General features: G+C 66.1%; 18 protein-coding genes. 10 read left to right on the top strand and 8 right to left on the bottom strand.

Features of this window, described 5'->3' with window-relative positions; translation table 11 throughout:
- Positions 1–11: 11 nt before the first annotated feature.
- Positions 12–341 carry a UBP-type zinc finger domain-containing protein gene (locus CSQ99_RS13380; protein ID WP_099039582.1) on the bottom strand — a complete coding sequence of 110 codons (330 nt, stop codon included), beginning with the start codon at positions 339–341 and terminating at the stop codon, positions 12–14.
- A gap of 41 nt (positions 342–382) precedes the next feature.
- Between CSQ99_RS13380 and CSQ99_RS13375 the strand changes: the two genes are divergently transcribed.
- The gene (locus tag CSQ99_RS13375; protein WP_099039523.1) at positions 383–1,975 is read left to right on the top strand and encodes a Na+/H+ antiporter; all 1,593 of its coding nucleotides are present in this window, start codon (positions 383–385) and stop codon (positions 1,973–1,975) included.
- On the opposite strand, the gene CSQ99_RS13370 is transcribed toward CSQ99_RS13375, so the two are convergent.
- Positions 1,962–2,411 (bottom strand): MarR family winged helix-turn-helix transcriptional regulator, encoded by a 450-nt coding sequence (locus tag CSQ99_RS13370; protein WP_425437820.1) that lies wholly within the window; start codon positions 2,409–2,411, stop codon positions 1,962–1,964. The two genes, CSQ99_RS13375 and CSQ99_RS13370, sit on opposite strands and share 14 nt — an antisense overlap.
- Before the next feature lie 93 nt (positions 2,412–2,504).
- Between CSQ99_RS13370 and CSQ99_RS13365 the strand changes: the two genes are divergently transcribed.
- Genes CSQ99_RS13365 through CSQ99_RS13350 form a run of 4 tightly spaced genes read left to right on the top strand, consistent with a single transcriptional unit; the run spans position 2,505 to position 6,725 of the window.
- Positions 2,505–4,550, top strand: coding sequence for an MMPL family transporter (locus CSQ99_RS13365; protein WP_099039521.1), 2,046 nt, complete (start codon positions 2,505–2,507; stop codon positions 4,548–4,550).
- Positions 4,498–5,304, top strand: a complete 807-nt coding sequence (locus tag CSQ99_RS13360) for an alpha/beta fold hydrolase (RefSeq protein WP_099039520.1) — start codon at positions 4,498–4,500, stop codon at positions 5,302–5,304. Before CSQ99_RS13365 ends, CSQ99_RS13360 begins: the two co-directional genes overlap by 53 nt.
- A 9-nt stretch (positions 5,305–5,313) precedes the next feature.
- Positions 5,314–6,537: a cytochrome P450 gene (locus CSQ99_RS13355; protein WP_099039519.1), complete on the top strand. Its 1,224-nt coding sequence runs from the start codon at positions 5,314–5,316 to the stop codon at positions 6,535–6,537.
- Positions 6,534–6,725 (top strand): ferredoxin, encoded by a 192-nt coding sequence (locus CSQ99_RS13350; RefSeq protein WP_099039581.1) that lies wholly within the window; start codon positions 6,534–6,536, stop codon positions 6,723–6,725. The genes CSQ99_RS13355 and CSQ99_RS13350 overlap by 4 nt, the downstream gene beginning before the upstream one ends.
- On the opposite strand, the gene CSQ99_RS13345 is transcribed toward CSQ99_RS13350, so the two are convergent.
- Genes CSQ99_RS13345 through CSQ99_RS13335 form a run of 3 tightly spaced genes read right to left on the bottom strand, consistent with a single transcriptional unit; the run spans position 6,722 to position 9,309 of the window.
- Positions 6,722–7,366, bottom strand: coding sequence for a hypothetical protein (locus tag CSQ99_RS13345; protein WP_245908893.1), 645 nt, complete (start codon positions 7,364–7,366; stop codon positions 6,722–6,724). The genes CSQ99_RS13350 and CSQ99_RS13345 overlap by 4 nt on opposite strands.
- A gap of 18 nt (positions 7,367–7,384) precedes the next feature.
- Entirely contained in the window at positions 7,385–8,020 is a 636-nt protein-coding gene (locus tag CSQ99_RS13340; protein ID WP_099039518.1) for a PaaI family thioesterase, read from the bottom strand.
- Entirely contained in the window at positions 8,017–9,309 is a 1,293-nt protein-coding gene (locus CSQ99_RS13335) for an adenylosuccinate synthase (protein ID WP_099039517.1), read from the bottom strand. Before CSQ99_RS13335 ends, CSQ99_RS13340 begins: the two co-directional genes overlap by 4 nt.
- 127 nt (positions 9,310–9,436) lie before the next feature.
- Here CSQ99_RS13335 and CSQ99_RS13330 point away from each other — a divergent pair, with 127 nt between their 5' ends.
- The 3 genes from CSQ99_RS13330 to CSQ99_RS13320 are packed head-to-tail and all read left to right on the top strand — an operon-like array spanning position 9,437 to position 11,720.
- Positions 9,437–9,982 (top strand): peptidase M50, encoded by a 546-nt coding sequence (locus CSQ99_RS13330; protein WP_176561013.1) that lies wholly within the window; start codon positions 9,437–9,439, stop codon positions 9,980–9,982.
- A gap of 9 nt (positions 9,983–9,991) precedes the next feature.
- Positions 9,992–10,780: a site-2 protease family protein gene (locus tag CSQ99_RS13325; protein ID WP_099039515.1), complete on the top strand. Its 789-nt coding sequence runs from the start codon at positions 9,992–9,994 to the stop codon at positions 10,778–10,780.
- A 46-nt stretch (positions 10,781–10,826) separates the two neighbouring features.
- Positions 10,827–11,720: a cation diffusion facilitator family transporter gene (locus CSQ99_RS13320; RefSeq protein ID WP_099039514.1), complete on the top strand. Its 894-nt coding sequence runs from the start codon at positions 10,827–10,829 to the stop codon at positions 11,718–11,720.
- A 7-nt stretch (positions 11,721–11,727) separates the two neighbouring features.
- Here the strand turns inward: CSQ99_RS13320 and CSQ99_RS13315 are convergent, their stop codons facing one another.
- The gene (locus CSQ99_RS13315) at positions 11,728–12,144 is read right to left on the bottom strand and encodes a DUF3151 domain-containing protein (protein WP_099039513.1); all 417 of its coding nucleotides are present in this window, start codon (positions 12,142–12,144) and stop codon (positions 11,728–11,730) included.
- Between the two features lie 91 nt (positions 12,145–12,235).
- On the opposite strand from CSQ99_RS13315, the gene CSQ99_RS13310 reads away from it, so the two are divergent.
- On the top strand, positions 12,236–12,988 hold the full coding sequence (locus CSQ99_RS13310) for an Rv0361 family membrane protein (RefSeq protein WP_099039512.1): 753 nt from the start codon (positions 12,236–12,238) through the stop codon (positions 12,986–12,988).
- A gap of 5 nt (positions 12,989–12,993) precedes the next feature.
- Here CSQ99_RS13310 and fbaA read toward each other — a convergent pair whose 3' ends face one another.
- Positions 12,994–14,031 carry a class II fructose-bisphosphate aldolase gene (gene fbaA / locus CSQ99_RS13305; protein WP_099039511.1) on the bottom strand — a complete coding sequence of 346 codons (1,038 nt, stop codon included), beginning with the start codon at positions 14,029–14,031 and terminating at the stop codon, positions 12,994–12,996.
- 144 nt (positions 14,032–14,175) lie between these two features.
- Between fbaA and CSQ99_RS13300 the strand changes: the two genes are divergently transcribed.
- Entirely contained in the window at positions 14,176–14,832 is a 657-nt protein-coding gene (locus tag CSQ99_RS13300; RefSeq protein ID WP_099039579.1) for a VTT domain-containing protein, read from the top strand.
- Positions 14,833–14,836: 4 nt separating this feature from the next.
- Here CSQ99_RS13300 and nhaA read toward each other — a convergent pair whose 3' ends face one another.
- Positions 14,837–16,642: a Na+/H+ antiporter NhaA gene (gene nhaA / locus CSQ99_RS13295; RefSeq protein ID WP_099039510.1), complete on the bottom strand. Its 1,806-nt coding sequence runs from the start codon at positions 16,640–16,642 to the stop codon at positions 14,837–14,839.

The following is a 16,642-nucleotide window of genomic DNA, read 5'->3' as shown; positions in this document are numbered from 1 at the left end:
CCTGCCAGATATCAACCGACGCGGGCGTCGATGTAGCACCAGCGCCAGTTCTCGCCGGGTTCGACGGAGCGCATCACCGGATGACCGGTCTGCTCGAAGTGTCCACTGGCGTGCTGGTGCGGGCTGGAATCGCAGCACCCGACGTGCCCACATGTCAGGCACATGCGCAGGTGCGCCCACGCGTCCTTTCCGTCCTCTTTGCAGTCCTCGCAATGTCCCGGCGTGCTCGGATTCGGCTCGGCGGCATCAATCGCGGCTTCGAGGTGTTCGCATGTTTCGGGGACCTTCGTTTTGGGGACCTCCGAGGTTCTCGCCTCACGCTCGCGTGATCTCCTCAGCATGCTGATCACGATACTGATCACGACACAGGAGGCTTGACGACGTGGGTGCATCACTGCTGGCGGTTCTGATGCTGTCGATCCTGTTGGCTGCCGTGGCCCGTCGCTTCGACGTCTCCGCCCCGTTGGCCCTCGTCATCGCGGGACTGCTGGCGAGCAATCTGCCCGGTTTGCACGACGTCGTGCTCGAACCCGAGCTCGTGCTGTACGTGATTCTGCCGCCGCTGCTGTGGTCGGCGGGGACCGAGAGCAGCTACGTCGCGCTGAGGAAGAACCTCCGTCCCATCAGCCTGCTGGCAGTCGGCCTTCCGTTGGCAACGACGTTCGCGGTCGGGTTCGTCGCATACAAGACGGTTCCCGAGCTCACCATCGCGGCGGCGCTGACCCTCGGCGCGATCGTGGCGCCGCCCGACGCGGTGTCGGCGACGGCGATCGGCAGGCGGTTGGGCCTCCCGCGACGAACCATGGTCCTGCTCGGCGGCGAGAGCCTGCTCAACGATGCGACGGCGTTGACCGCCTACAAGGTGGCCCTCGCGGCCGCGATAGGTACCGCGGCGACGTGGGGTTCTGCCATCGGCACGTTCGCGCTGGCGGCGGTCGGCGGCGTCGCCGTCGGCATCGCGTTCGGTGCCCTCATCTCATACGTCCGGTCCCGGCTCGACGATCCGGTGGTGGAGAGCGCGATCGGATTGATCGCCCCGTTCGTCATCTACTTCGTCGCGGAGCTGATCCACGGTTCCGGCGTGATCGCGGTGGTGGTGGCCGCCCTGATCCTGGGCCAGCGCTCGGCGCACGCCGGCTACGCGACGCGCTTGCAGGATTTCGCGCTGTGGCAATCCGTTGTGCTGACTCTGGAGTCGTTCGCGTTCCTGTTGATCGGATTGCAACTGCCCGAGGTCATCAGTGAGCTGGAAGGCATCCGAGCGTCGGTACTCATCTGGTCGTCCGCCGCGGTGTTCGCCACCGTGATCGGAGTCAGGATCGCGTGGGTCTTCATGTTCGCGTATCTGCCTCCCCTGCTGTCCCGACGCGTCCGGGAACGCGAACCCACACCGCCCCCAGCTCAGGTGTTCGTCGTGGCATGGGCAGGCATGCGTGGGGTGGTCTCGCTGGCCGCCGCGGCGGGCGTCCCGCTGGTCACCCTGTCGGGGGATCCGTTCCCGGGCCGGCCGCACCTGGTGTTCCTCACGTTCGTCGTCGTGGTCGGCACGCTCCTACTCCACGGTCTGACCCTGCCCTGGGTCATCCGGCTGCTGCACGTGCAGGGCGACGACCCCCAACAGGATCGGCTCGCTGCGGTTCAGGCACAGGACCGGGCGGCGCGCGCCGCGGCCGACCGCCTCGACGAGCTGCTGGCCGACTCGCAGGACACCACCGACACTCCGGAGCGCGCCGCCGAGGTGCTGCGGACCTGGAATACGCGCCGCCTCAACAGCGCGTGGGAGCGGTTGGGACGCACCGACGAGGAGATCGGTGAGAGCCCGGCAGCGGCGTTTCGCCGACTGCGACTGGAAATGCTTGCCGCCGAACGTAAGACGTTCATCGAGGAACGTGACGCGGGGCGTATCAACGACGAGGTGTTGCGTACGATGCTGCACGGGCTCGACCTCGAAGAGGCGACGCTCAACCGGACGTAGCGTCGAGTTGGGTGCGGAATGCGTCCATCGCGTCGATGAGTGCGGTGAAGGTCCGGTGCGCGGCGCGCAGGTCAGCGTCGGACAACCCCGCCATGGCGATGCGGGTCTGCTCGGCCAGTGGCGTGAAAAAGCCTCGTGCGACGTGCATTCCATGCTCGGCGACGCGCAGGATCACCTTGCGCCGGTCGGTGGGATCGGACTCCCTGCGCAGGTGCTCCGAGGCGATCATCCGCTCGACGAGGTAGGTGATCGCCGCGCCGGACATGCCCATCCGTTTACGGAGCTCGCCTGCGGTCAACGGAGTTCCGGCGGATTCGGCGACCATGATGTGCAGTAGGGCACGAAAATCGTTGGCCCCGACATCGTGCCGACCCGCGAAGTGCCTGCCGATCTGGTCCGATTCGGCATTCATCGCCCGCACGTCGGCCGCGATCATCGACTCCAGCGCGTCGCGGTCGTCGGTCACAGGGGAAGCATAGGCCGCGAATCTTCATTTGATTAATAGTTAAGTATCTGAAATATTAGGAGCATGTCCCACCGCTGGTCATGGGTTCTGGCATTGCTTGTGGTCGCAGTGTCGGGCGCCCTCATGGGTCTTCTCGGTGGTGACGACTCAAGCCAGCGATCGCCGGTTCCCGTGCCCGACACTGCCGAATCCGCGCGCGCCGCCGAACTGCGTGCCCAGTTCCCCGGCGGTGACGAGGTCCCGGCGATCATCGTCATCACCCGAGACGACGGCGCGCGCCTGAACCCCGCCGATCTCTCCGCCATCGAAAAGAAGTGGCGCGCGCAGGTGTCCGAGGATGGTGAAGCCGCGCTGACGGTGGTGCCCTTGAACGCCGACCTCACCGGGTTCGCGCTCAACGATGCCGTCAAGGAGCTTCGGAAGACGGCACCCGCGGGGCTGCCCGGCGATCTGCGAACAGAGGTCACCGGCGGGCCCGCATTCGGCGCCGATATCGCGAACTCGTTCTCGGGAGCCAACATCACGCTGCTCGCGGTCACCGCCGCGGTGGTGGCGCTGCTACTGATCGCCACCTACCGGTCCCCGGTGCTTTGGCTGGTGCCGCTGGCAGTCATCGGGTTCGCCGACCGGGTGGCCGCCGTGGTGGGTACCGCGGTCGCCGGCGGGCTCGGGATGAATCCCGACGGCTCGACGTCCGGTATCACCAGCGTGCTGGTATTCGGCGCCGGTACCAACTACGCATTGCTGCTGATCTCCCGCTACCGGGAGGAGTTGGGCCGAAACGACAACGCGCGCGATGCACTGGACATCGCGGTGCGACGGGCCGGGCCCGCGATCCTCGCGAGCAATGCGACGGTGGTGCTGGCGCTACTGACACTGCTCTTCGCGTCGTCGCCGAGCGTGCGCAGTCTAGGTGTGCAGGCCGCCGCGGGTCTTGTCGTTGCCGCGGTGTTCGTTCTACTGGTACTGCCGCCGCTGCTCGCCTTGTTCGGCAAGCGATTGTTCTGGCCCTTCATCCCGCGGGCGGGCGCGAAACCCCTTACCGACAGCGGAATCTGGCACAGGATCGCCGAGTCGGTGGCGCGACGGCCCGGCCGAGTCGCGATCGTGTCCATCGCAGGACTGGCGCTGCTGTGCACCGGCTTGCTTTCCACACCCGTCGGCCTATCGCAGACCGAACAGTTCCGCGTGCAGGCCGAATCCGTCAGCGGCTACGAGACTTTGGCCAAGCACTTCCCGAGCGGACTCACCGATCCGACGCAAGTCATCGCGCCGACCAATCGTGCCGCCGACATCCAAAAGGCGATCACCGACACCCCCGGCGTCCTATCCGCCACACCCGCAGGGCAGAGCCCCGGCGGCCTGTCGAAGTGGTCGGTCGTGCTCAACGCCGAACCCGCGTCCGAAGAGGCATTTGAAACCATTGACGCCCTGCGCGATTCGGTGCATTCCGTAGATCCGGGCGCCTTGGTCGGTGGGTCCGATGCGTCGGCGCGCGATGCCGGCGCGGCCGCCGAACGGGACCGGCTCGTCGTGATCCCCGCGATTCTGGTCGTGGTGCTCGCGGTTCTCTACATTCTGCTGCGATCGGCGCTGGCCCCGCTGGTCCTGGTCGCGGTGACGGTGCTCAGCGCGCTGGCGGCGCTTGGGCTCGGCGGCTGGGCCAGCGTGCACCTGTTCGGCTTCCCGGCATTGGACAACACCGCCCCGCTGTTCGCATTCCTGTTCCTGGTGGCGCTCGGGGTGGATTACACGATCTTCCTGGTCACCCGCGCCCGCGAGGAGACCCCGGATCACGGGACCCGCGACGGGATCGTCCGCGCCGTCTCGGCGACGGGCGCCGTCATCACCAGTGCAGGCATCGTGCTGGCCGCGGTGTTCTGCGTCCTTGGCGTGCTTCCGCTGATCGTCCTCACCCAGGTGGGCATCATCGTCGGCCTCGGCATCCTGCTGGACACCTTCGTCGTGCGGACGGTGATCATTTCAGCGCTGTTCACGCTGATCGGCCCAGCGATCTGGTGGCCCGCTCTCAGAACCGACGACTACCGTTCACCAGGTGGAGGAACAGGCGGTCGACACCGTGCTCGGGAAGGTGCGGATCCGCACTAGCGGAACCGGGCCGGCCATCATGTTCTGGCCGAGCCTGCTGATGACGGGCGACATGTGGTCCGCCGCAGCCGATCACTTCGGCGCGACGCAGCGGGTCATCCTCGTGGACCCGCCCGGCCACGGCGGCAGCGAAAAGCTCACGGCCCCCTTCACGTTCGACGACTGCGCCCGCGTCATCGTCGACATCATCGACAGCCTGGGGCTGCAGCGCACACACTTCGTCGGCAACTCATGGGGCGGGATGATCGGCGGCACCTTCGCCGCGACGTATCCCGACCGCATCGGCCACGCGGTACTGATGAACTGCACCGGGTCGGCTGCGGGCGCGCGCCAGAGGCTGGAGTACGGGTTCCTGCTGCGCATGGCCAAGCTCCTCGGCGGAGTCCGACCGCCGCTGACCCGGTCGGTACTCAAGGCGTTCCTCGGACCGACGACGTTCGCAACCCGTCCCGACGTCGTCACCTACGTGCGGGACGCCGTGCAAGCGGTCGACATCTCGTCCGGATCCTGGGCGGTGCGCAGCGTCGTGCCCCTCCGACCGGACCAACGTTCGCTCTTCGCGAAAATTCCGACACCGGTTCTGGTGGTGGCCGGCGCCGAGGATGCGACGTTCGGCCTGCAGGAGACGGCCGCAATGGCCGAGGCCATCCCGGGTGCACAGTTGGCCGTGCTGGACGGGGTCGCACACCTTGCCGGGCTGGAGAACCCGTCGCTGGTCAACAAGCTGATCGAGGACTTCGTCTTTCACGGGTAGCGTCGAAAGATGACCGGCACCTCCGGAACCCAGGCCCCGCAGTTGCCGCTGCACATGCGGCGCAACACGTTCGACCCGACTCCGGAGCTACGGGAGATCCGTGAGGCCGCAGGGGTCCGCACCGCGACCAACTCTTTCGGTATGACGGTGTATCTCGTCACCAGGTACGAGGACGTCAGGGCCGTGCTTTCCGACCACGAGCGGTTCTCCAACATGCGCCCGCCAGGGTTCATCATGCCCGGGGCTCCGGTCCTTTCCGACGAGGAACTGGCGAGTGCGCGGGCGGGCAATCTGCTCGGACTCGACCCGCCGGAGCATCAGCGGCTGCGTCGCATGCTCACACCGGAGTTCACCATCCGCCGGATGAAGCGGTTGGAGCCGCGCATCGCCGAGATCGTCGATCAGCACCTCGATGCGATGGAAAGTGCCGGGCCGCCCGTCGATCTGGTGGACAGCTTCGCCCTCCCGATTCCCTCGCTGGTGATCTGTGAGCTGCTCGGGGTGCCTTACGACGACCGCGACGACTTCCAGCGGCGCAGCGCACGCCAGCTGGATCTGTCCATCCCGATTGCCGAACGCATCGACCTGCAGCTGCAAGGTCGCGCCTACATGCATTCGTTGGTGCAGCGCGCACGTCGAGCGCCGGGCGACGACATCCTCGGCATGCTGGTCCGCCAACACGGCGACGAGCTCACCGACGACGAGCTCGTCGGCATCGCGGGCCTGCTGTTGATCGCCGGACACGAGACCACGTCGAACATGCTGGGCCTGGGCACGTTGGCCCTACTGCGACACCCTGAGCAACTCGCGGCGGTCCGTGACAATCCCGACGCCGTCGGGCCCGCCGTCGAAGAACTGATGCGCTGGCTGTCGATCGTGCACAGCGCAATCCCACGGTTCACCACCACCGAAGTGCAGGTCGCCGGCGTCACGATTCCAGCGGGTGAACTCGTCTTCGTGTCGCTGCCGTCGGGCAACCGAGACCCGGACTTCATCGCCTCGCCGGAGGCATTCGACATCGGTCGCGGTGCAGCCGGACATCTGGCGTTCGGCCACGGCGTCCACCACTGCCTCGGCGCCCCGCTGGCGCGGATGGAGATGCGGATCGCGTTCCCCGCGCTCCTGCGCCGCTTCCCCACCCTGGCGCTCGCCGAGGACTTCGGCGACGTGCAGTTCAGGTCGTTTCATTTCATCTACGGCCTGAAATCATTACAGGTGGGATGGACGACATGAAAGCGCTTGCCGATCGCGACGTGTGCATTCAGGCGGGCAACTGCGTGATGGCTGCCGACGCCGTTTTCGATCAGGACGACGACGGCATCGTGGTGGTTCTCGTCGACGAGATTCCAGAAGACGAACTGGACCGTGCCCGCGAGGCCGTCAAGCTCTGCCCCTCACAGGCCCTGCGATTGTCTGACTAGGGCCCGTCGCGTTTGAGGTCGATGACTCCCGCCCGGCTCAGCAACAGCAGACTGACGACCAGCACCCAGGTGGGAAAAGCCATCGTCAACCACATGGTGAGGTCGGCGGACACGATGAGCCCAACGGCGACAAGATAAGTGACGACGACCAGCCACTTCGGCATCAGGCCGGTCTTCAGCCAGATGGTGGCCAGCGAGATCATGAAGACCGCCGCCATCCGCAGCGCATAGGTCTTACTCAGTGCCAGCAATAGCGCCTGCCCGAACACCGCGTCCTCGAGCCCGCTGTGGGTTAGCGCCACGCCCACCGCTGATGAGACGAAAATCATTGCCAGAAAAAGCAATCCGCTGCCGATGAAAACCGATGAGAAGAACTTGTCCTCGAAGCCGCCGAAGCCGTCGCGAACCACGCCGATGAACCAGAGGAAGGCGATGCCCGCGAACGGAATCAGAACCGCCGATGTCCTGATGCCGTGGCCACCGTCCGCCCACTGCGAGCCGGGTTCGGCACCCTCGGGGAGGGAAATGCGGATCATCACCAGTGCGGTGCCGAACAACAGCGCGAACAACACCCCGGCGAAGGCGGCCGCCCGCGGGGTCGACAACACGTGCAGCTGACGGTCGATCGGTTGGGAGGTCACGCCGCCATCGTGACACCTCTAGGGCTGGCCGGGGAGCAATCTGATCATCAGACCGTGCGCCTCGGCGAGAAGTTTCTCATCACGGTCGCGCAACTCGGCGTTGACGAAGGCCTTGCGTCCCTCGACTTCCCGCACCCAGCCACGTGCAACGAGCGGGGTGTCGATCGGCGTCACGTTGCGGTAGTCGACATGCAGGAAGGCGGTGCGGCTGATCGGCCGGCCGGCCGCGTGGATGACCATCCCGAACACCGAGTCGAACAGCAGCGGCAGCACACCACCGTGGACCGCGTAGTTACCGCCGACGGCGAACCTGCTGAAGTGGACGCCCAATTCGACGCCGTCGGGTTCGAACCTGGTGACGCGGTACGGCGGCATCAGCAGGCTGCCCGAGCCGGGTAGCGAGGGCACACGGTTGGCCGGCCCGACACCCTCTGGCGCCTCGAACGGGTCCAGCAGCTTGACCAGTTCCTCGGCACGGTCGGCGGCCTGTTCCCAGGTTTCGGTATCCGGGTCAGCCGAGACCGCGAGGTCCTGCGCGCGCCGCATCGCAGTGAGGAAACGACCGAATCCCGGCCCGGGCTCGGCGGCCTCGAAGTTCGGGAACCCGCCGTGCTTGTCGTAGTCGGGGTCAATCAGATGGGGGTCGTCGGTCACGGTGCCAGGATGTCCCGCCGCACGATCGTCTGTTCCCGGCCGGGACCGACGCCGATACACGAAACGTGCGCCCCGGCAAGCTCTTCCAGACGCAACACGTAATCGCGTGCCTTGGCGGGCAGATCGCTGAACTCGCGCGCCTCGGAGATGTCCTCCCACCAGCCGGGCAGTTCCTCGTAGATGGGTTCTGCGCAGTGAAGGTCTGACTGGGTCATTGGCATGTCGTCCACGCGCTTGCCGCGGACGGTGTAACCGACGCACACCGGCACGGTCTCCAGACTGGAGAGCACATCGAGTTTGGTGAGGAAGAAGTCGGTGATGCCGTTGACGCGGGTCGCGTAGCGCGCGATGACGGCGTCGAACCATCCGCAGCGGCGTCGCCGACCGGTCGTGACGCCGACCTCGCCGCCCGTCTTGGACAGGTACTCGCCGAACTCGTCGAACAACTCGGTGGGGAACGGGCCCGAACCGACGCGGGTGGTGTAGGCCTTCAGGATCCCCAGCACCGTCGTGATGCGCGTCGGACCGATGCCGGATCCCACCGCCGCACCGCCCGCCGTCGGATTCGACGACGTGACAAAGGGATACGTGCCGTGGTCGACGTCGAGCAGCGTGCCCTGCGAACCCTCCAGCAGGACGGTCTCGCCCCGCTCGAGTGCGGTGTTGAGCAGGAGACGGGCGTCGGCGATCCGGTGCTTGAAGCCTTCGGCCTGCGCCAAGAGATCCTCGACCACCTCGTCAGGATCAAGCGCCTTGCGGTTGTAGATCTTTACGAGCACCTGGTTCTTGAATTCCAGTGCACCCCTGATCTTCTCGGCCAACTGACCTTCGTCGAGAACGTCGGCGACCCTGATCCCGATACGGGCGATCTTGTCCTGGTAGCAGGGACCTATGCCGCGGCCGGTGGTGCCGATCTTCTTGCTGCCCGCGTATCGCTCGACGACCTTGTCCATCGCGACGTGATACGGCATCAGCAGATGCGCGTCGGCAGAGATCAGCAACCGTTCGGTGTCCACCCCGCGGTCCTCGAGACCCTTGAGCTCGGCGAGCAACACGCCTGGATCCACGACGACGCCGTTGCCGATCACGTTCGTGACGCCGGGCGTGAGGATGCCCGACGGGATCAGGTGTAGGGCGAAGTTCTCGCCCGATGGGAGCACCACGGTATGGCCGGCGTTGTTGCCGCCCTGGTACCGCACCACCCACTGCACTCGGCCACCGAGTAGATCGGTGGCCTTTCCTTTGCCCTCGTCGCCCCACTGAGCGCCGATGAGCACGATTGCCGGCATCGCGTACTCTCCCGCTTGATCTGCCCAAAGTCTGGGTCCAGCCGGTGACCCACCCTATCCCAGCAGACCCCGAGGAGCCGCTTTGGCCGCAGCTGACGTAGTGGTGTTGCTGTTCGACAGTAGGCAAATGCCGCGATCGCTGCGGGCGTTGGCCACGATCACCGCAGACGCGGTCACCGAATATCGCCGCGTTGTCGTGGTCGGTTCGCACGCTGACCTGGGCTCCGTGCTGACGCGATTGCTACGCGCCGACCGGCTGGACGTGGAGGTCGCGCACGTGCGGTGGCCGTGGCACGCCAGGCGCGCGCGCACCGGCGTCGCCACCCGGATCCCGCTGATCAGGGACGAGACCGGGGCCGTGATCACCAAGGCCGCGTACTGGCTGCCACCCGACGAAGACGCCGCCACCGTCCGCGGCGAGGTCACCGTCGACGACATCGCGCTGTTCGGCGGCGAGGTGACCGGTGTGCGGATCGAACCGACCGAGACGATGCCGGGCCTGAGGGCCGCCGCGTTGTCGTCGCGTATGCGGCCGAAACGTTGGGTCGCAGGGCGCGCCGCGCAGCTGGGCACCGACGCCGCGCTCGTGGTCCGGGACGGGGTACCGGGGCCACGCCCCGTCCGCAGGTCGACGTTCTATCGACACACGCAGGGCTGGCTATCGGTTCGGTAGCGTCAAACCGTGAACGTCCGTCCGCTGCACCCGCAGGCCTCGGTGCGCCCCAGCCCCGTCTTCCTGGCGATCATCGCGCTGACCGCCGTCGGCGGCTGGCTGGCCTGGATATCGGTCGCTGAGTTTCGCGCACCGCTCGCCTACGCCGGCGTGTTCATCTTCGTCATCGCCGGCTGGATCGTGTCGCTGAGCCTGCACGAATTCGGGCACGCATTCACCGCCTGGCGGTTCGGCGACCATGACATCGCAGTGCGCGGCTACCTCACGCTCAACCCGTTCAAATACACCAACCCGATGCTGTCGCTGGGCTTGCCCGTTCTGATCACCCTGTTGGGTGGCATCGGCTTACCCGGGGGCGCGGTGTGGGTGCGCACCTCGTTCATGACCGTGCGACAGAAGTCGATCGTCAGCCTCGCAGGACCGACGATGAACGTGCTGCTCGCGGTGCTGTTACTGGTGACAACGCGGCTGTTCTACGACCCTGAGCACCTGGTGTTCTGGGCCGGAGTGGCTTTTCTGGGATTCCTGCAGATCACCGGCGCGGTGCTCAACCTGCTGCCAATTCCGGGACTGGACGGCTACGGCGCACTGGAGCCGCACCTGAGCCCGGAGACGCAGCGCGCGCTCGAGCCCGCCAAGCCGTGGGCCTTTTTCGTTTTCTTGTTGCTATTGATCGCAACGCCGCTGAACCAGTACTTCTTTGCGCTCGTCGGCTGGTTCTTCGACCTGTCGGGGGTGAACAGCGGGTTGATCGGTGCCGGTTTCAACCTGACACGGTTCTGGTCCGCCTGGTTCTGAGCGGGCCCCTTGCGACATATGCGTGTTTACGCATAGATTGCCGGGTATGGGAGCTGGCCACGATCACGGCTCGCGGGACACGCGAGTCAGCCGGATGGTCATCGCTGCCGCGATCCTGACGGCGTTCTTCATCATCGAGCTGGTCACCGCGCTGTGGATCAACTCGATCGCGCTGCTCGCCGACGCCGGCCACATGCTGACCGATCTGGTCGCGATGTTCATGGGGGTGACCGCGGTCCTGCTCGCCAAACACGGCAGCGCGTCACCGGCGCGTACCTACGGCTGGCACCGGGCGGAGGTGTTCACCGCAGTCGCCAACGCGGTGCTGCTCCTCGGGGTGGCGGCGTTCATCCTCTACGAGGCTTTTGAACGCCTGGGTGACGCACCCGAGGTCCCCGGCGTGCCGATGATCGTGGTGGCACTGGCCGGCCTGCTCGCCAACGCGGTCGTGGTGCTGCTGCTGAGGTCGCACTCCGAGAGCAGCCTCGCCGTCAAGGGCGCTTACATGGAGGTCGTCGCCGACACGGTCGGCAGCATCGGCGTGCTGATCGCGGGCATCGTCACGGTCACGACGCGGTGGCCCTATGCCGACGTGGTGGTCGCGGTGTTCGTCGCACTGTGGGTGTTGCCGCGCGCCTTCGCGCTGGCCCGCGCAGCGTTGCGGATCCTGTCCGAAACGTCGCCCGCCCACATCGACGTGGACGAACTACGCAATGCGCTGTGCGCAGTTGACGGCGTGACCGAAGTCCACGACCTGCACGTATGGACGCTGGTGCCGGGTAAGGACATGGTGACCGCGCACCTGACCAGCACGCGTGACGCGGCCCTGGTTCTCGACGATGCGCGCGCGGTGCTCACTGCCCATGGGCTTGACCACGCCACAGTGCAGGTGGAGCCGCCGGAAGGCGCCGCCGACTGCAAGTGCGAAGCCGAGTCGTGACGCCCGGTCAACCCAGCCCGAGTGCAGGTCGAGCCTGGGGATCGCAGTCGTCGAGCAGATCCGCGCAACGCTGGAACTCATCGGTTTCGCCGATCTGACCTGCGGCCCGGGCCAGGGCGGCGACGCAGCGCAGGAAACCGCGATTGGGTTCGTGACTGTATGGGACCGGCCCGAAACCCTTCCAGCCGTTGCGGCGGAGCTGGTCGAGTCCGCGGTGGTAGCCCGTCCGTGCATACGCATAGGCCGTGACGGCCTTGTCGTCGGCCAGCGCCTCTTCGGCGAGCGTGGCCCATGCGATCGATGCCGACGGATGCGCCGCGGCAACGATGGCCGGGTTTTCGGCGGCGGCCAGTTCGGCCTCTGCCGCCGGGTCGCCGGGAAGTAGGACCGGATCCGGTCCGAGAAGGTCACCCATCCGAGTCATGGCCCCATTGTGCCGTGCGGCTCTCGGCGGCAGTCCCGCCGGATGGTTAAGCTTTGCGGCCGAAGGGTTGTAACGAAGGGCTGCAGCAGCGATGTCGAATCCACAGGGGCCAGATCAGCCGGATGAGGTCACCGATGAGGCGACCGAAGCCGGAGACGACGAGGCGGCGGTCGGTGCCGAGCCGGCCACCGAGGTGATGGCGGCCGAAGTCCCCGAAGAACCCGAGCGTAGGTTCACGGCACCGTCCGGCTTCGACGCGGGGGCGACGACGAGGATCAACACACCGTCAGAGCCTGCGACCGAGGTGATGGCCACCGCACCCGCACCGGTGACGAAAAATGTTTCACCACAAGTCATTCCGCCGCGCGGTGAAGTTCCCAAGCCGCCGCCGCCGACGAAGCGCCGCAGTTGGGGCTGGGTGATCGCCCTGGTGCTGGTGATCGCCGCGCTGGTGGCCGTGGCGGTGCTGGGCACGCTGCTGCTGACCCGCGACTCGGAACCGAGCGTCTCCCAGGAGGACCGGGTCCGCACGGCGATCGAGGACTACGACGCCGCGATCGCGAAGGGCGACCTGGCCATGCTGCGCACCATCACCTGCGGCAAAGCCCGGGACGACTACGTCACCTACAACGACCGCGTGTGGTCGGATACTCACTCACGGATAGCCGCCGCCAAGCGGTATCCGGTGATCGCCAGCATCGACCAGGTGGTCGTCAACGGCGACCATGCCGAGGCCAACGTCACGACCTTCATGGCGTACGCCCCCCAAACCAGGTCGACGCGGAGCCTGGACCTGGAATTCCGCGACGATCAGTGGAAGATCTGCCAAGCACCAGCTAGCTGACCGGCTCAGCCGGCGGTTACCGACCGACCCGCGCTGTGCAGGTCCCGGCACGCCTCGATGACGCGCTCGGACATCGACGCTTCGGCCTTCTTCAGATAGCTGCGTGGGTCATAAACCTTCTTGTTGCCCACCTCGCCGTCGACCTTCAGCACGCCGTCGTAGTTGGCGAACATGTGTCCCGCGAGCGGACGGGTGAACGCGTACTGCGTATCGGTGTCGACATTCATCTTCACGACGCCGTAGCGCAGCGAGTCCTCGATCTCGGACTTCAGCGATCCAGACCCGCCATGGAAGACGAAGTCGAAAGGCTTTGCGCCGTCGGATAATCCGAGCTTGGCGGCCGCCACCTTCTGACCCTGGTCAAGGATGTCAGGGCGCAGCTTGACGTTGCCCGGCTTGTAGACGCCGTGCACATTGCCGAACGTCGCGGCCAACAGGTACTTGCCGTGCTCGCCCGCCCCCAAGGCCTCGATGGTCTTCTCGAAATCCTCGGGGGTCGTATAGAGCTTGTCGTTGATCTCGGCCTCGACACCGTCTTCCTCGCCGCCGACCACACCGATCTCGATCTCGAGGATGATCTTGGCGGCCGCCGCCTCCTTGAGGAGCTCGCGCGCGATGTCGAGGTTCTCGTCGATCGGCACCGCCGAACCGTCCCACATGTGCGACTGGAACAGCGGGTTACCCCCGCCTGCGACCCGCTTCTGCGATATCGCGAGCAGCGGCCTGACATAGGTGTCCAGCTTGTCCTTCGGACAGTGGTCGGTGTGCAGGGCCACGGTGATCGGATACTTCTCGGCGATGATGTGGGTGAACTCGGCGAGCGCGACGGCGCCGGTGACCATGTCCTTCACCCCGAGACCGGACGCGAACTCGGCCCCGCCGGTGGAGAACTGGATGATGCCGTCGCTACCCGCGTCGGCGAATCCCTTGATGGCCGCATTGACGGATTCCGAGCCGACGCAGTTGATGGCCGGAAACGCGAAGGAGTGTTCTTTGGCCCGGTTCAGCATCTCCGCGTAGACCTCGGGCGTTGCGACGGGCATGGGTGTTCCTCTCGGTGATTTGTGTATTGCGATTGTCGCAGGAACGCGGCGACCTCACACGGTCAAAAAGGGGGAAGCCGGTCAGACCGGTATCTTGGGGCGGTGACGACCTCGGCCCTGGCGGCTGCCAATCAGCTGGCACTCATGCCGGACTTCCTCGACCCGATGACGCTACTCGGGTACTTCGGCACCTGGGCCCTGGTGGGCCTGCTGGTGGTGATCTTCGTCGAGTCGGGGGTGCTGTTTCCGATCCTGCCCGGCGACTCGCTGCTGTTCGTGGCGGGGATGCTCGCCGCGGGCACCCAGGCGTTGGCGGCCGACGGCGGCGAGCCGATCAATTTCCAACTGTGGCAGCTGCTGGTGTTCATCCCGATCGCCGCGGTACTCGGCGGGCAGGTCGGCTACTGGATCGGCCGGAACGTCGGGACGGCGATGTTCAAACCGGACGCCAAGATCCTCAAGCAGCGCTACCTCGACGAGGCCCACGCGTTCTTCGAGCAGCGCGGCCCGTTCGCGATCGTCATCGCGCGGTTCGTTCCGATCGTGCGCACACTGGCGCCGCTCACCGCGGGCGCGGCGCGGATGAGCTACCCCGTGTTCACGTTCTTCAACGTGCTTGGCGCGGTTGTGTGGGGTGTCGGGCTCACGCTGCTTGGGTATTGGCTGGGCCGGTTCCAGATCATCCAGGATCTGCTCGAACCCATCGTGATCGCGATTGTGGTGGTGTCGGTGCTGCCGATGGTCTTCGAGTGGTACCGGCGGCGGAAGGCGGCCAAGCGCGAGGCGGGCGAAGCCGCCTGACCGCTCATCGACGGGCCTCCTCCAAAGCGCGGATCAGGCTGGCTGAATCCCACGGCCCCGTGTGTCGCTTTCCGTTGACGAAGAACGTCGGAGTCGAGTTCAGATCCATCGCCTCGGCGTCCTCTGCGTCGTCCTGCACGCGGTGCAGCGCCTTCGATGGATGCACACGGATGTCCTGGTCGAACTGTGCGAGATCCAGCCCGATCGAGTTGGCATAGCGGTAGATATCGGACCACTCCAGGTCATCCTGGTGTGCGAACAACTCCGTACCCATCTCGAAGTACTTGCCCTGGAAACCGGCGGCCTCGGCAGCACGCGCAGCATCGAAGGCACGGGGGTGTACCCGCTCCAGCGGGAGGTGTCTCCAGACATAGAGCAGGTCGTCGCCGAAATGCGCACGGACTTCGTCGATTCCGCCGGTGGCGCGGCTACAGAACGGGCATTCGTAATCCCCGTACTCAACCAGCGTCAGCCCAGCACCGGGATTTCCTTTGACGTGATCACGCTCAGGATCGATGTCCCGAATGAGCTTGTGGCCGATCGGTTCTGGTGGGCTCACCAGATCGGTCACGTGGAAGATCGCCCAGCCGAGGACAAGCGCAATGATCGACGCGGCGATGACGCCGATGCGTGCCTGGTCCTGCCGGGCCGGTTCGCTGATCGCGATATCGACGATGAAAAGTGAGATGGTGAAGCCGATTCCGGACAGCGCGGCGCCACCTGCAACGCGGCGCAGCCGCAGTCCCGGAGCCAGCTCCCCGAGCCCGGTGCGGCTCATGAACCACGTCGCACCCGTGATGCCGATGAACTTGCCGAGGACGAGGCCGGCGACGATGCCCCATGTCAGCGGCGAGCGCGCCGCGGCACTCAGGCTCTCCGCGTCCAGCCGGACGCCGGCATTGACGAGAGCGAACACCGGCAACACCAGGAACGCGACATAGGGTCCGATATCGGTCTGCAGACGTTCATTGATGGAGATCGACTGGCGCAGACGGCGAGTGGCTGCGCGGGCGTATTGAGAATTCGGAGACTGCCGGAACGCTCGGATTACCTCGACAGCGTCTTCTACCTGCCTGCGCTCGGGGGCGAACACCGGTATGAGCAGCGCGAGCGCGACACCGGCGAGCGTCGGATGGATGCCCGCCATGTACAGCGCGACCCACAGTGCGAAGCCCAGCACCGCGTACGCGGGCCCACGCGCGGCGGGCAGGAACCGCACGAGTGCGATGGCGACGAGCAGCAGCGCCGAAACCGCCAGGGGCCCCACCTTGATCGCGTCGGAGTAGAACGCCGCGATCACGATCAGCGCACCCACGTCGTCGACGACAGCCAGTGTCAGCAGGAAGATTCGTAGGCGCCCGGGAAACTTCGGTTTGATGACGGCAAGCGCGCCGACCAGGAACGCGGTGTCGGTGGAGATCACCACACCCCATGCGTGGGCATTCTCGCCGGATGGGTTCAGCAGCAGGAAGATGACGGCGGGCACCACCAGCCCTGCGATCGCCGCGACGACGGGAACCGCGGCCCTGGAACGATCGGTGAGCTCGCCGATGGCGAACTCGCGTGTCACTTCGAGTCCGACGATGAAGAAGAAGAACGTCATCAAGCCGTCGTTGATCAGATGCTTGACGCTCATGTCGAAGTGATATTCGCCGAACGCGACACCGACATGGGTGTCCAGCAGACTCCAATAGCTCTGCGCCCACGGCGAATTCGCCCAGACGATGGCTATGAGGGTGGCCAGCAGAAGCAGCCCCGCCGCGGCGTTTTCTCCAGGTTTCATCGCCTTGAGGCCGCGGTGCAACCGCAT

This window comes from Mycobacterium neglectum, from assembly GCF_002591975.1.
Taxonomy (GTDB): Bacteria; Actinomycetota; Actinomycetes; order Mycobacteriales; family Mycobacteriaceae; genus Mycobacterium; species Mycobacterium neglectum.
This window is presented reverse-complemented; position numbering and strand designations above follow the sequence as displayed.